General features: G+C 38.2%; 11 protein-coding genes and 1 other annotated feature. Of the genes, 7 read left to right on the forward strand and 4 right to left on the reverse strand.

Annotated features, from left to right (window positions below; translation table 11 throughout):
* Positions 1 to 101: 101 nt before the first annotated feature.
* On the reverse strand, positions 102 to 1,709 hold the full coding sequence (gene serA, locus ACP3VS_RS11575) for a phosphoglycerate dehydrogenase (RefSeq protein WP_012292172.1): 1,608 nt from the start codon (positions 1,707 to 1,709) through the stop codon (positions 102 to 104).
* Positions 1,710 to 1,867: 158 nt separating this feature from the next.
* Positions 1,868 to 2,108, reverse strand: a binding site (T-box leader).
* A 403-nt stretch (positions 2,109 to 2,511) separates the two neighbouring features.
* Here serA and ACP3VS_RS11580 point away from each other — a divergent pair.
* Positions 2,512 to 4,161, forward strand: a complete 1,650-nt coding sequence (locus tag ACP3VS_RS11580; protein WP_036165467.1) for an FAD-binding dehydrogenase — start codon at positions 2,512 to 2,514, stop codon at positions 4,159 to 4,161.
* A 66-nt stretch (positions 4,162 to 4,227) separates the two neighbouring features.
* On the opposite strand, the gene ACP3VS_RS11585 is transcribed toward ACP3VS_RS11580, so the two are convergent.
* Positions 4,228 to 5,199: a rhodanese-related sulfurtransferase gene (locus ACP3VS_RS11585; protein WP_031418266.1), complete on the reverse strand. Its 972-nt coding sequence runs from the start codon at positions 5,197 to 5,199 to the stop codon at positions 4,228 to 4,230.
* Between the two features lie 139 nt (positions 5,200 to 5,338).
* Here ACP3VS_RS11585 and ACP3VS_RS11590 point away from each other — a divergent pair, with 139 nt between their 5' ends.
* Positions 5,339 to 6,121, forward strand: a complete 783-nt coding sequence (locus ACP3VS_RS11590) for an enoyl-CoA hydratase (protein WP_198695326.1) — start codon at positions 5,339 to 5,341, stop codon at positions 6,119 to 6,121.
* Between the two features lie 46 nt (positions 6,122 to 6,167).
* Here ACP3VS_RS11590 and ACP3VS_RS11595 read toward each other — a convergent pair whose 3' ends face one another.
* Positions 6,168 to 6,353 carry a YhzD family protein gene (locus ACP3VS_RS11595; RefSeq protein WP_008173354.1) on the reverse strand — a complete coding sequence of 62 codons (186 nt, stop codon included), beginning with the start codon at positions 6,351 to 6,353 and terminating at the stop codon, positions 6,168 to 6,170.
* 268 nt (positions 6,354 to 6,621) lie between these two features.
* On the opposite strand from ACP3VS_RS11595, the gene ACP3VS_RS11600 reads away from it, so the two are divergent.
* The 4 genes from ACP3VS_RS11600 to ACP3VS_RS11615 all read left to right on the forward strand — a co-directional run bounded on the left by ACP3VS_RS11600 (position 6,622) and on the right by ACP3VS_RS11615 (position 13,131).
* Positions 6,622 to 7,836: a metallophosphoesterase family protein gene (locus ACP3VS_RS11600; RefSeq protein ID WP_426388771.1), complete on the forward strand. Its 1,215-nt coding sequence runs from the start codon at positions 6,622 to 6,624 to the stop codon at positions 7,834 to 7,836.
* A gap of 5 nt (positions 7,837 to 7,841) precedes the next feature.
* Entirely contained in the window at positions 7,842 to 10,730 is a 2,889-nt protein-coding gene (locus ACP3VS_RS11605) for an ATP-binding protein (protein WP_036165473.1), read from the forward strand.
* On the forward strand, positions 10,727 to 11,662 hold the full coding sequence (yhaM, locus tag ACP3VS_RS11610; protein WP_031418270.1) for a 3'-5' exoribonuclease YhaM: 936 nt from the start codon (positions 10,727 to 10,729) through the stop codon (positions 11,660 to 11,662). The genes ACP3VS_RS11605 and yhaM overlap by 4 nt, the downstream gene beginning before the upstream one ends.
* A gap of 164 nt (positions 11,663 to 11,826) precedes the next feature.
* Complete coding sequence (locus ACP3VS_RS11615; protein WP_031418271.1) at positions 11,827 to 13,131, forward strand: methyl-accepting chemotaxis protein; 1,305 nt, start codon at positions 11,827 to 11,829, stop codon at positions 13,129 to 13,131.
* 86 nt (positions 13,132 to 13,217) lie between these two features.
* Here ACP3VS_RS11615 and ACP3VS_RS11620 read toward each other — a convergent pair whose 3' ends face one another.
* A complete protein-coding gene (locus tag ACP3VS_RS11620; protein WP_036217592.1) occupies positions 13,218 to 14,198 on the reverse strand; it encodes a peptidylprolyl isomerase in 981 nt (326 codons plus the stop codon).
* Positions 14,199 to 14,341: 143 nt separating this feature from the next.
* Between ACP3VS_RS11620 and ACP3VS_RS11625 the strand changes: the two genes are divergently transcribed.
* Positions 14,342 to 14,446 (forward strand): YjcZ family sporulation protein, encoded by a 105-nt coding sequence (locus ACP3VS_RS11625; protein ID WP_004230765.1) that lies wholly within the window; start codon positions 14,342 to 14,344, stop codon positions 14,444 to 14,446.
* Positions 14,447 to 14,486: the final 40 nt, after the last annotated feature.

A 14,486-nucleotide genomic window follows, 5' to 3' on the forward strand; every position in this document is an offset into this window, starting at 1 on the left:
AGGCAGACCATGCCTGCGAAGTTCGTCAGATTACCCTTCATAAAAGTATTAATTACCAAAAAAGCAGAGAGTAGGAAACCCTCTGCTTTTCACTTTACATATTATAGATTGATGGCTTTTACTTCATCAATATTTTCAAGCTGTGCCACAAATGCTAAATCCTCATTTGTTACAACGTTATCTATTGTTAACATCATAACCGCTGTTCCGCCAACTTGGGCACGGCCAACTTGCATGGTTGCGATGTTGATATCTTTTTCCGCAAGTTTAGTTGCTACACGGCCGATTGCACCTGGTTTGTCAGTATTTTTAATGTAAAGAAGATGACCCTGTGGAATAACGTCTACAACATAGTCCTCTACTTTGACGATACGTGCACCTAAGCCGTTTAATAATGTACCAGCTACAGTGTGTGTTTCATTCGCAGTAATAATTTCGATGGTAATTAAACTTGTAAAGCCCTTAGCTGTTGTCGTTTTATGCTCAATAATTTTCATACCAATACGCTCAGACAGGTAGCGAGCATTGACATCATTCACATGATTACCGTGATTTTTAGCTAATAAACCTTTTAATGCATTTGAAGTTAATGGACGGACATCATAGTTGGCTACTTCCCCAGCATAAGATAAGTTGATTTCTTTTACGGGCTCTGTTGTTACTTGTGATAAGAATGAGCCGAGTTTTTCCGCTAATTCAAAGAAAGGTTCAACTTGTGCTAGAAGTTCTTTCGGAATAGATGGCATATTCACTGGATTTGTCACAGTACCTGTTTTATAAAATTTAATAATATCATTTGACACATCAACAGCTACAGACTCTTGTGCCTCAATCGTAGACGCACCCAAGTGAGGTGTAGCAATTACTTGAGGTAAAGTAAGAAGCTTATGGTCTGTCGCTGGTTCAGATACGAATACATCCAGGGCAGCACCAGCAACTTTTCCTGCTACGATAGCATCATATAGGTCATCCTCATTAATAATACCGCCACGCGCACAGTTAATGATACGTACGCCATCTTTCATCATCGCAAATTTTTCTTTATTAATGAGATTACGTGTTTCAGGAAGAAGTGGTGTGTGTACAGTAATGAAATCGGCTGCTTCACAAATTTCTTCCACTGACGCCTTAGTGACACCTAATTCTTTTGCACGCTCATCAGTTAAGAAAGGGTCATATGCCATAACATTCATACGTTGACCTTTTGCGCGGTAAGCTACTTCAACACCGATTCGACCAAAGCCTACAACACCTAAAGTTTTGTTTTTTAGCTCTACTCCCACATAAGATTTACGGTCCCATTTCCCATTTTTTAGTGTATTAAAAGCTTGTGGAATGTGACGTGCAAGTGATGTCATCATGGCAATTGTATGTTCAGCGGCTGAGTTTGTGTTACCATCCGGAGCATTAACAACGATAATACCATGCTCAGTGGCAGCAGTAAGGTCAATATTATCGACACCTACACCAGCACGACCGATTAATTTTAAGCTTTTTGCGGCTTCAATTACTTCTCGTGTCACAGTAGTTTGTGAACGAACAAGTAACACATCTACATCTGCAATTTTAGTCATTAATTCTTCTGGTGCTAGACCAGTGTCTACGATAATATTTAAATCTAAATCTTGTTCCTGGCGTAATGGGAAAATACCATCCTCACTTAGTGGGTCAGCGATAAATACGTTAATTGTTTTTGTGGCAGTAATCATTATAATTAGCTCCTTTTAATAAATAGTAATTGTGGTTTTAACTACGACAGTCTGGAATTTGTAAAATTCTAACATCTTACAGCATGCAAACAATCTCCTTTCCGAATCGAAAGCAATATAAAAAGCCTTCCACGCCTTACAAACACAGTTATTGTGTTGTAAGGGGCGAAAGGCTGTATAAACATTGGTTCGCGGTACCACCCTTAATCACTGCTAGAAAAATTTATTCTTGCAGTCTTAGCAATATGCGTAACGTGCATGAGACGGATAAGCTTACTTAGATGGTTCGGCTTAACTATTCAGGAGTGGAACTATTATCGTAGAAATCACTGATTTACACCAACCATCAGCTCGCTTTGGATTTTCTTACGACTAGTGTGTCTCCGTCGTTATATTTTTTATGATTAAATTTGTTAACATCATAATCCCTATTGTTCACCTTTGTCAACAATAATTCTAAAAAAACTAAAAAAACATGACTTCAAAAGTCTGAAAAATACTTATATACGAATGATTTATGTATTTTAAGTGTATAATGTTCGTCTTTATGGAGTGCACAATGAAAGCGCTAACGATATTTGTAAATACTGATTTTATCAAGCTTCTATGAAGTTTATTGCGAAAATATTATATGGTAATTATATGGAATGAGTGAAGTGTTCTAAATTAGAACTGGATCGTTTTATGAAAGAAGACGAACGTTTTACGTTGTCACATTTTAGACAAACCTTTGATTTTTAGAAGGTAAATAGACTAGTAGAGAAGAATTTAAAGTAAGGATGATTGATTTGGGGGTGTAGTAATGAAATACGATGTTGCAATAGTTGGTGCCGGACTGGCAGGCTTAGTGGCAGCCTGCGAGTTAGTCGATGCAAAGAAAAAAATACTTTTAGTAGATCAAGAGCCTGAAAATTCAATGGGGGGACAGGCATTTTGGTCTTTTGGTGGCATATTTTTGGTAAATTCTCCTGAACAAAGAAGGCTCGGCATTAAGGATAGTAAGGAGTTGGCATGGCAGGATTGGCTAGGGACAGCAGGTTTTGATCGTTTAGAAGATGAGGATTCCTGGGCATACAAATGGGCGAGGGCCTACGTCGATTTTGCTGCGGGTGAAAAATATCATTGGTTGAAGTCAAAGGGTATTAAATTTTTCCCTGTTGTTGGTTGGGCAGAACGGGGTGGCTCACATGCTGGTGGACACGGGAATTCAGTGCCGAGGTTTCATATTGTATGGGGAACAGGTCCAGGCATTGTCAAGCCATTTGTGGATAAAGTTAAAAAGGCAATAAAAGATGGCTATATTGAGTTTAAACCACGACATCGTGTGGATGAATTTATTCAACAAGATGGAAAGATTATGGGGATAAGTGGCACAGTACTAGCAGAAACCTTTATCAGTCGAGGGGAAAAAAGTTCAAGATTAGGAGTCGGAGAATTTTCGTATGAGGCTGCAGCCGTTATTGTGGCAAGTGGTGGTATCGGGGCCAATTTTGATTTAGTGAGAAAAAATTGGCCAGAACGATTAGGGACCCCTCCTAAAAATATGGTCTGTGGTGTTCCTGCATATGTAGATGGAAGAATGCTTGAAATTACAGAGCATGCAGGGGGACGTATTGTGAATCGTGATCGTATGTGGCATTACACAGAAGGATTAAAAAATTGGGATCCGATTTGGCCTAATCATGGAATACGAATTTTGCCAGGCCCCTCCTCTTTATGGTTTGATGCAGAAGGTAACCGATTTCATGCGCCTAATTTCCCTGGATTCGATACGCTCAGTACACTAGAAACGATTCAAAAAACAGGCTATGACTATTCCTGGTTTATTTTAACAGAAAAAATTATTGAGAAAGAATTTGCTTTATCTGGCTCGGAGCAAAATCCGGATTTAACAAACAAAAGCATTGGTGATGTTTTAAAAAGGATCATGCCCGGACCACCTGCTCCAATCCAAGCCTTTAAAAATCATGGTGAGGATTTTGTGATTGCAAATGATTTAAGAGAACTAGTAAATGGAATGAATAAACTAGCAGGCAATGATTTACTCGATTTCATGAAAATTAAAGAGCAAATTTTAGCGAGGGATCGAGAAATGGATAATAAGTTTACAAAAGATATACAGGTGAACGCCATTCATGGTGCCAGAAATTATATTGGGGATAAGCTAATCCGTGTTGCCAAGCCACATAAAATTTTAGATACTAAAAATTGGCCTTTAATTGCGGTACGATTAAATATTTTAACAAGAAAAACCTTAGGGGGCTTACAAACAAACTTAAATGGAGCAGTATTAGGGATGGATGGTCAGCCTATTCCAGGACTATTTGCTGCTGGTGAAGTAAGCGGCTTCGGGGGCGGTGGTGTTCATGGCTACCGCGCTTTAGAAGGTACGTTTGTTGGTGGCTGTTTATTTAGTGGTAGGCAGGTAGGGCGTTTTTTAGCAGAAGTGTAATGCCAGTGCAAAAAGAGCATCGTTATAAACGATGCTCTTTTTGTCACCAAGTAATAATGACAGCGATTATGATTTTGCGTTTTGGACAACTGCAATTCTAGCGATTTGTTCTTCGATTTGATGAACCGTCCAGCCATGCTCCTCCACGAAGAAGTTACGTTTGGCACGACGGCATTCATCAGAGCAGCTGCGCATATAAAAGGCTTCATGCTTTTCTTCACATAGCATTAATTTATGGCATTCAGGGTTTGCACAGTTCGTATAACGTTCGGAAGGTTCACCTGTGAAATAATCTTTTCCGATAACGATATGCTCCACTTGATTGATTGGCACACTGCGACGACGATCAAAAACAAACATTTGCCCATCCCAAAGTTGCCCCTTTACTTCAGAATCTTTTGCGTATGTGGCAATTCCACCATGTAATTGACCAACACTTTTTCCATAGCCCTCACGTTTTAACCAACCAGAGAATTTTTCACAGCGTATTCCACCTGTACAGTAAGTTAAAATCTTTTTATCAGCGAATTCTTCTTTATGTGTTTCCATCCATGCTGGCAAGTCACGGAAATTTTCAATATCAGGTCGAACCGCGCCTCTAAAATGGCCAAGATCGTATTCATAGTCATTACGTGCATCGATAATAATAGTATTCTCTTCTTGCATTTGTTCCATAAATTCCTTAGGAGATAAATAATCCCCTGTTATCTCTAAGGGATTGATATCATTTTCTAAGCCTAAGTGAACGATCTCGCGGCGAGGGCGAACGTGCATTTTTTTGAAAGCGTGTCCTTCAGCTTCATCAATTTTCCACATGATATCACTAAAGCGAGGGTCAGCCTTCATATGATTCATGTAAGCATCTGTTTGTTCAATAGTCCCCGAAACCGTTCCGTTAATCCCTTCGTGACCAACTAAAATGCGGCCAAGAAGTCCGAGTTCTTGACATACTGCTAAATGTTCTTCAGCAAATGCTATAGGGTCTTCAATCGTAACATATTTATAATAAAGTAATATACGATAGTCTTTTTGTGTCAAAATACGTAACCACCTTTATAACAATATTCGTCCTTTAATATAGCATAATGAAGGTAAATTTGTTTAGCAGAGAAGGAGTTTACTAAAAAAACACGAATAGTACATAGTGAATGACTATTCATATTTGGGGGTAATGGAGATGGAATTTTCAACAATTACTGTAGAAAAGCTAGATCGACGTGCAACGTTAACTTTGAATCGTCCTCAGGCGATGAATGCGATGGATGACGTTATGATGCGAGAACTCGCTGAATGCTTTGAGGCTTTGCAACAGGAAAAAGATATACAAGTACTTGTTATTCGTGGAGAAGGGAAGGTCTTTTCTGCTGGAGGCGATATTAAGGCGATGCTTGATTCAACTAAGCCTTTAAATATTGATGAGGCGATGGGTTATCTTACACGCATCGTTAAGGCCTATTATCAGCTACCAATGATAGTCATTGCGGCAGTTCATGGCGCATCGGCAGGTCTTGGCTTTAGTTTAACACTGGGGGCGGATATTGTTGTGGCCTGTGAAAATAGTAAACTAGCTATGAACTTCATAGGGATAGGACTGATTCCAGATGGAGGTGGTCACTTCTTTATGAAGGAACGTGTGGGGACTGTTAAAGCAAAACAAATGATTTGGGAAGGGAAGGTGCTTACTGCAAATGAAGCATTAGATGCAGGATTAATCGACTATATGGCACCAGATGGCACTGTATTTGCAATGGTAGATCAGCTTGTGGGTAAAATGCTTGCTTCACCTATTTCTTCTATGATTACGACAAAAAACATTTTACATGCTCAAAATTTACCACAGCTGGAAAATATCCTTGCACTAGAAGCAGAAGGACAATCAACAATGCGTAAAACGACAGATCATATAGAAGGTATTCATGCTTTTGTAGAGAAAAGAACACCTGTCTTTGTAGGAAAATAAAAATAAGAAAAGGCATGTAGATATCCTACGTGCCTTTTCTCAATTATTAAACATGGAATAAAATTAATTTACCTGAAGCATTTACTAGACGATGAGTTTTGTTGGCAACACCTTTTTCTTCAATTTGTTGTTGGCCATTTAATTTAGCAGCTTCGTCATTTTCAAATGTCCATGTTTCATCAAACAATGTTTCCCCTGTTTTTTCGAAAGCTGTGAAACGATAGTTCTCCATACAAACCCCACCCTTTTATTTAAATATATATCTATTATACATAGAAGATTTATAAACTTCACGGTAAAACTAGTAAACTATTTGATGAATTACGAAAATTGTGGAAAAAGTAAGTCGACGCTTTTTTTTAAGCATTACCATTTTTCATAAATAGGGAAGTATGATAAAATAGAACAAATATTCGGTTTTGTAATCATATATGACTGCTTTGGTTGATAGTTTGTAGTAACTAACTGAGGTGGGAAATATCTATAGTTGGGGTGATTGGATGTCAGAAATTCGTTTTTTTCATATGGCAGATTTACATTTGGATAGTCCATTTAAGGGCTTATTTAGCTTACCTGAACACATTTTAAAGGAAATTCGATCAAGTACCTTTGATGCTTTTGATAAAATTATTCAGAAGGCAATTCAGGAGCAGCCAGACTTTTTATTAATTGTCGGAGATATTTATGATGGTGAAAATCGCAGTTTACAAGCCCAAAGAAAATTTCAAGATGCAATGGAGAAACTTTTTCAACACAATATTCCTGTAATTATTAGCTACGGGAATCATGATCATTTAAAAGGAACTTGGACACGTTTTTCTTTACCAAGTAATGTTTATGAATTACCGGCTGAAACAAGTGTTGTCCAGTTGAAAATCCGTGGTCAGCAAGTCTGTATATACGGCTTCAGCTATAGTGAACGCCACCTGAAGGAGTCTGTTATTGATACGTTTCCAATCGCTCAAGATTCTCATGCAATTCATATTGGCATGTTGCATGGCAGTGAGGCTAGTGATACGTCACATGCTTTGTATGCGCCATTTACCAAACAGCAACTGCTTGAAAAGAATTATCATTATTGGGCGCTAGGGCATATTCATAAACGACAACTGTTACATGAAAACCCTCCTATAGTTTATCCAGGCAATATTCAAAGTCGTCATCGTAAAGAACAAGGAATAAAAGGTTGCTATGATGTAACTTTATCTCAAACAGCATGTGAATTAGATTTTATTCCTACCTCCGCTATTGTTTATACCACGATAGAGGTGGATTGTACAAATATCGTTCATGCTAATGAATTACTTAAAAGATGTGAAGAAGCAATTGCTGTCAATCGTACTTCATGGGGAGCGGCGGTAGTTGAGCTTTATTTAAAAAATATTGATGAGCAAACAGAAGCATTGTTTGAGCATGCGACGGTGGACACTTGGCTGGATACCATTCGAGAGGCAGAAGAGGGTATTGAGCCAATGTGTTGGGTACAAAAAATGGTGTTACAAAAACCTTCGATTCATGGTGAATATTCTGCTGCTACGCAGTCAGTCGTAAGTTTAATGGAGCAATGGGATAGTAATGACTGGAAGGATATACTAAAAGACTTATACCAGTATGCTGGTGGCGCTCGGCTGATTGAGCCTTTATCTGAAAAGGATATAAAGAATCTAACGCACAATGCACAGTCACTATTGGCGGAAGAAATTCAAAGGGCGTGATGCACATGCTAACAATCAAAAAACTACAAATTTATGGCTTTGGTAAGCATGAAAACGTGACGATTCCCTTAAATGAAGGCGTTACAATTTTTTATGGATTAAATGAGGCAGGAAAAACAACGATTCAGCAATTTATTTTACAAATGCTCTTTGGCTTTCCAACAAGACAGCAGACACAGCGCAAATATGAACCAAAAGCATCGACGAAATTCGGTGGTCAGCTGACACTATTACACCCTATTTATGGTTCATGCATTATTGAGCGTGTGAAAGGCAAGGCTGCAGGTGATGTTACTGTTTATCTTGAAGATGGTACAACAGGACAGGAGGAGCTGTTAGCTAAGCTTTTATATGGCTATTCTAGAGCATCCTTTGAATCCATTTTTTCCTTTTCATTGCATGAGCTTCAGGGCATTGAAAAAATGTCTGAGGAGGAACTAACACATCTTCTCCTCTCCTCTGGTACAACAGGTATCCAGCACTTGTCTGCTCTTGAGAAAAAAATGGATAAAGAGGCCAATGAGCTATTTAAGAAGACAGGTAAAGTTCCAGTAATCAATCAAAAAATTGAGCAGTTAAAGCAACTAGAGCGAATGATTAGACACGAGCAAGGTAAGATCCAAACATTTGAGGATAAATTACAACAATTGCAACTTCTTGAGCAAAACCTTGAGAAACTTTATGCCACTCAAAAAAAGCAACAACAACAATGGCAATACTTAACGGTTCAAAAGCAGGCCTTGCCTCTTATCAAGCAACAACAGATGTTGCAGCAAGCATTAGGTAATGATCCGCATGTTCAATTTCCAGCAGAAGGTGTAAGACGATATGAACAAGTAAAGGACCGACTTTTACATGAAAGTCAGCAGTTGCTGCAATTAAAAGAACAATATCAATTGCTACAGGACAAAGTGCTCGCGACAGTGAATGAGCAAACTGTAAATGAAATGGGCCGCCTTATGCAAAAAGAGGCAACATGGCATCAGCTGATCGTGAAGGAGAAAAACTTACGGGATGATCTCTTTATGCTTGAGCAAGAAATAGATGCGCAGTTTCGTTTATTAGGTGTGCAAGAAAAAGAGGCACAGAACATTCTTCTTGGAGAAACAGTATCCTTACAGCAGGAACAGCAATTTCAACAGCAATTAAAAAGGCTGGAGGAGGCGGAGGATGAGCTAAAGTTTCATTTACATTCGCTAGAGCAAGTCCATCAAGCATTAGATGCCATAACGCAACAAAAGCAAAGGCTAAAGCAGGAGTCATTAACAAAGGAAGAAGAACATATTTTAGCACAGTGGCCTCAACAAAAGCGGAGGCTAGAGCAATTGCGTGCTGCCAAATCGCAACGGACTAAACAAAGGCAGCCTAATTATTTTTCCTGGATGATTTTATTAATTGGTTTATTATCATTTGTTTATGGGATATTCCAAAAAAATGTGGCAGTGGCCATTATTGGTGCTATTTTGACCATCATAACCATTTGGTTGATAAAGTTTGTTAGACCAGCAACGGAGACGTCCGATAAAGAAAATAGTCACCTCTTACGACAATTAGAGCAGGATGAAATGACTGTACAAACTATACTCCTAAAGAAACAAAGATTGGAGGATCGTTGGTTACATGTCCATGAACAGCAAAGTGAGAAGGAGCAACAATATGCTCAATTGGAATATAAAATTCAACAAGCGGAGCTGGAGAGTGAAGAAACTACGCAGTCATTGCAGCAATTTTTAAAACGCTATCGATTACAAGGTACGATAGCTAGAACGTTAATGCCCGAATTATTTATGCGTATACGAAGTGTTCAAGAATTGGCGGTTAAAAGGGAGGGCTCAATAAGCCTTTTGCAAGAAGTTCAGGATGAAAAGAACAGCCTTTATGAACAGCTTCAACTAGTATTAAATGAAAATTATAATGAACATGAAATATATATGTATCTACGAACAGCCTATCTGGACGCACAGCAACAGCAACAGCAAGTGCAGCAAGCACAAGCTCAGCTAGCTGACATCAAGATTAAGCTACAAAGTGGACAAACACGAATAGATCGTTATACAGCTGATATGATGCAGCTATTGAACGAAGCGGAGGTGCAAAACGAGCAAGCTTTTTATGAGAGATATGAGCAATTTGAACATCAAAGAAAAATAATGACAGAGCTTCAAACGGTTCAGGCTCAAATAGCCTCGTTGGATTTATCTGAAAATGTTGGTTTAAAAGAGGACTCTGTTATCGAGGATATGCGGGTTTTAGAGCAGGAGCAAGCTTCTTTGCAAATGGATATAGACCGATGTCTTGAACATCGTGCTGCATTGCAAATTGAAAAAGAACAGCTATTAAATGATGAAAAATATGGCCAACTACTTCAAGAGTTTGAGCAGGAAAAATCGGAGTTACAGCAAATGATTGAGCATTGGGCAACGAAAAAGGCTGTGGCGACTGCTATTCATGAAACATTATTTCGTCTTCGGGAAGAAAAATTACCACATGTTTTATCGAAGGTTAATGCAATATTCCAATTACTTACAGGAGGGCGCTACGTTCAACTTACGATTCACGACGAAGGCTACTTTATGGCGCAAGATGTGGCGGGAATCCGTTATCAAATGGTTGAATTATCGCAGGCAACTAAGGAGCAAGCCTACATTGCATTACGTCTGGCACTTGCACAAACGTTGATAACCTCTGCGCCATTCCCGATTATTATGGACGATCCGTTTGTCCATTTTGATCGAAACCGTACAGACAAAATGGTACAATTAATGAAAGAAGTAGGATATGAACGTCAAATTTTATATTTTACTTGCCATGATGAAATGCTCAAACATTGGCCAAAAGAGCAAATTATAGATGTAGGAGCACTAGCAAATGAAAGGGGAGTGGCGTCAACATGAAAGGAATTACAACGCTTCAGGTTGGAGAATCAGTGGATCAATATTTATTAATTAAACAAGCGACAAAAGGAGTTACTACTGTTGGGAAGCCATTTATGTCGCTAATATTACAAGATAAAAGTGGAGATATTGAGGCTAAGCTTTGGGATACAAATGAAGATCATGAAAAGATGTATCATGCTGAAGCCATTGTACGTGTCGGTGGAGAAATTCACGACTATAGAGGGAAAAATCAATTGCGTATCAAAGCCATTCGTGTGGCAAAGCCAGAAGAAGGAGTTGCCATTCATGATTTAGTACCCTCCTCTGCAACACCAAAGGAACAACTTTTTGAAGAATTAAATCAATTTTTCTTTGATATTAAAAACCCAAATATTTCACGTATTACGAGAGCGACCATTAAAAAACATCAGGATGCCATTTTAGTGTTCCCAGCGGCTACTAAAAATCATCATGATTATGCTTCTGGCTTATTAGATCATATGGTGTCTATGCTAAAACTAGGTAAGGCCATTGCTGATTTATATCCGACTCTTAATCGAGATCTATTATATGCAGGTATTATTTTGCACGATATTGGAAAAGTGGTGGAGCTGTCTGGACCAGTTGCCACGACGTACACAGTGGAGGGAAACCTTTTAGGACATATTACGATAATGGTGAATGAAATTGCTAAGATTGCTAATGAACTAGAAATTGAAGGTGAAGAAGTGATGCTTTTGCAGCATATGGTTTTATCTCACCATGGCAAAGAAGAGTGGGGTAGTCCGAAAAAGCCGATGGTTCAAGAAGCAGAAATTTTACATTATATTGATAACATCGATGCTAAGATGAATATGCTAACTAGAGCATTAGGTAAAACAGCACCTGGTGAATTTACAGAGCGACTATTCCCTCTGGATAATCGATCATTTTATAAGCCAACATTTTAATCTTTCAACACATTATTTGTGAAATTTTTGTTTCAAAATAACTGGATGAGCGAGCTTTTATATAAGTCTATCTATATATCTGTGGAATTTCAGTACCTATCCATTGTACCAGTACTGTATTTATTTTAGAATATAGGAAGAATTTATAGGAATGGGGAAAAACAATGGATAAAGAGGGACTTGTTTCACGTAAAATAAAATTTTGGAAAAGCTTGATTTTCAAAATGATACTAGCTATTGGTATCAGTTTATTTATTAGCTCACATATATCTGAGTTCGTCAGCCAACAAATCGAAAAGGTAGTGGCGTTAAATGGTAGTGCAGGAGTGGCCATTAATACATTTATTTCGCTATTTATTGGTACAGTTATTATTTCTTTATGTACAAGGTATATCGTCTTAAAACGTGTAAAGCGCGTCTTAAAAGCAATGACGGAAGCTGCGGATGGCGATTTAACAGTTCGTATAGATGATAAATTGAAAGATGAAATTGGTCAATTATCAACGGAATTTAATCATATGTTAGAGCAAATAGGTACAGTTATTGAAAAGGCGAATAAAGCATCTTCGGATGTTTCTACTTTTACAAATGAATTTACTACTATTACTGAGCAAAGTAGTAACACAGTTGAAACCATTTCTGTTGCCATTAGAGAAATTGCTGCTAGTGCAGAAGGGCAATTGAAGCAAATGGACTTATTATCGGACTCCGCTAACTTAATTTCCAAAGATATGGACCATGCTTCATCCGCAGTCCAGGCAGTTGCAGATATAGCGAATGAAACGAATCAAAAGGCTGATTTAGGATTACAGTTAATTGAACAAACGATTGGAAAAATGAATACCATTAATGAATCTGTACACCAATCAACAGAGGTTGTTAATGCGCTAGGGGAAAAATCGAAGGAAATTAGTACTATTGTGGCACTAATTACAAGTATTACGGATCAAACAAATTTGCTTGCACTGAATGCTTCCATAGAGGCGGCACGTGCAGGAGAGGCTGGAAAAGGATTTGCGGTTGTGGCAGATGAAGTAAGAAAACTAGCAGAGGAATCTGGGAAGGCTGCTGACAATATTAGAACATTAGTAGATGATATCTTAAGTCAAACATCAAGCGCAGTTTCTGCTATTAATAGTGGTACACAATTTGTGGAGGAAGGGCGAGAGGCTGTTGAGCAGACAGGTGGTGCCTTTAAAAATATTGTAGATTATTTACAACAAATTAGCCAACGTACCAAGGAAGTTACGGATATAGTATTGCGTGTAAATGACAAGGCAAGCCAAACCGATTCTGCAACAAAAGAAATTGTTGATATTGCAAATAGCACATCTTCAGGTATACAGCATATCGCGCTCTCTATAGAGCAACAAACTGCGTCTAACGAGGAAATTGCAAGTGCAGCAAATGTCCTTCAGACGATGTCGAATGACTTACAAGCCGAAATAAGCCAGTTCAAAGTAAAATAACAAAAGAGAAAGGGAGCATCTGTATTATGAGATGCTCCCTTTTTTTGAGGATGTCGCTCTTTAAATGGAAAAGGACATCATCTGAATTATTTAGATTCTTTATCTGTATCTTCTGCTTTGTCGCTAGATTCTTCCTTAGAAGCTTTTTCTTCTGCTTTTTTAGCTTCTTCTTCAGCCGCTTTAGCTTGTTCTTCACTTGTAGTCGTAAAGAATTCTAGGGAATCTTTTAAATCTTTATCAGAAGTTTTAACATTCGCATCTTTTGCCATTTTCGCAACGATGTCTTTTAGAATAGTTTGTGCTTCACCTGTTTGGTTCAGTTTACTTAACATAGTTGTACGAATTTTTTCTTCTTCATCTTTAAATGAACCAACATCTTTCACGTCACGTTTCTCCGTAATTTCGATTACGTGATAACCAAAGCTAGATTTTACCGGCTCACTTAAAGTGTTTAATTCAAGCGCATAAGCAGCATCGTTAAACTCATCAACCATCGAACCAACTGAGAACCATCCAAGCTCGCCGCCTTTTTGTGCAGAGCCTGTATCTGTAGAGTACTCTTTTGCTACATCAGCAAATTTAGCGCCACCTTTTATTTTTTCAATGACTTCTTTTGCTGTTTTTTCATCTGCTACTAAAATATGACGACCATTTAGTTCTGTTTTCATTTGCTCGTAGTATTTTTTCACATCTTCTTCTTTAATGGCTTGGTCTTTTAAAGCTTTTTCTTGAAGAAGTTGAACGCGTAATGAATCTTTAAAGCCTTGCTCTGTTAAGCCACTTTCAGCTAGTGCTTGTGCAAAACCATCACCAAATTGTGAAGCTGTTGTATCGTAAGCTTCTTTAAGTTCTTTATCTGTTACTTCATATTTGTCAGACAATACTTTTTCAGTCACCATTTGCTGTAATACATATGAGCCTGTTAAAGATTTGGCTTTTTCATTAAAGTCAGCAACTGAAATATCGCCAACTTTAGAAGTAACGATTGCTTTGCTATCTCCGCCGCTACACGCACCAAGCGCTAAAACAGAAGCAGCTAAAGTTAAAGATAAAACTGTCTTTTTCATAGTGGATATTCTCTCCTAACATGGTTTCGTCCATTTTTTACTATAACATAAACGTTTTAAAAACAAAATGGTTCCCCCTTGAGTATTGCCTATATTTCAAATTTTGAAGCGCATAGGATATAGAAAAGAAAGGGGGTGAAGTTATGGGCAACGGAGGATACGGTGGCGGTGGCTACGGCTCAGGCTTTGCTTTATTAGTTGTGTTATTTATTTTATTAATTATCGTTGGTGCAGCGTTCCTATACTAATTAATAAAACAGTGAAAAGCTAAGAGCTCTTTTAACTCTT

The organism is Lysinibacillus sp. VIII_CA (assembly GCF_049943995.1).
GTDB lineage: Bacteria > Bacillota > Bacilli > Bacillales_A > Planococcaceae > Lysinibacillus > Lysinibacillus pinottii.

Coding starts and splice junctions, on each gene's coding strand:
- serA (WP_012292172.1), bottom strand. CDS start 1,709: ATGATTACTGCCACAAAAACAATTAACGTATTTATCGCTGACCCACTA.
- ACP3VS_RS11580 (WP_036165467.1), top strand. CDS start 2,512: ATGAAATACGATGTTGCAATAGTTGGTGCCGGACTGGCAGGCTTAGTG.
- ACP3VS_RS11590 (WP_198695326.1), top strand. CDS start 5,339: ATGGAATTTTCAACAATTACTGTAGAAAAGCTAGATCGACGTGCAACG.
- ACP3VS_RS11595 (WP_008173354.1), bottom strand. CDS start 6,353: ATGGAGAACTATCGTTTCACAGCTTTCGAAAAAACAGGGGAAACATTG.
- ACP3VS_RS11600 (WP_426388771.1), top strand. CDS start 6,622: ATGTCAGAAATTCGTTTTTTTCATATGGCAGATTTACATTTGGATAGT.
- ACP3VS_RS11605 (WP_036165473.1), top strand. CDS start 7,842: ATGCTAACAATCAAAAAACTACAAATTTATGGCTTTGGTAAGCATGAA.
- yhaM (WP_031418270.1), top strand. CDS start 10,727: ATGAAAGGAATTACAACGCTTCAGGTTGGAGAATCAGTGGATCAATAT.
- ACP3VS_RS11615 (WP_031418271.1), top strand. CDS start 11,827: ATGGATAAAGAGGGACTTGTTTCACGTAAAATAAAATTTTGGAAAAGC.
- ACP3VS_RS11620 (WP_036217592.1), bottom strand. CDS start 14,198: ATGAAAAAGACAGTTTTATCTTTAACTTTAGCTGCTTCTGTTTTAGCG.
- ACP3VS_RS11625 (WP_004230765.1), top strand. CDS start 14,342: ATGGGCAACGGAGGATACGGTGGCGGTGGCTACGGCTCAGGCTTTGCT.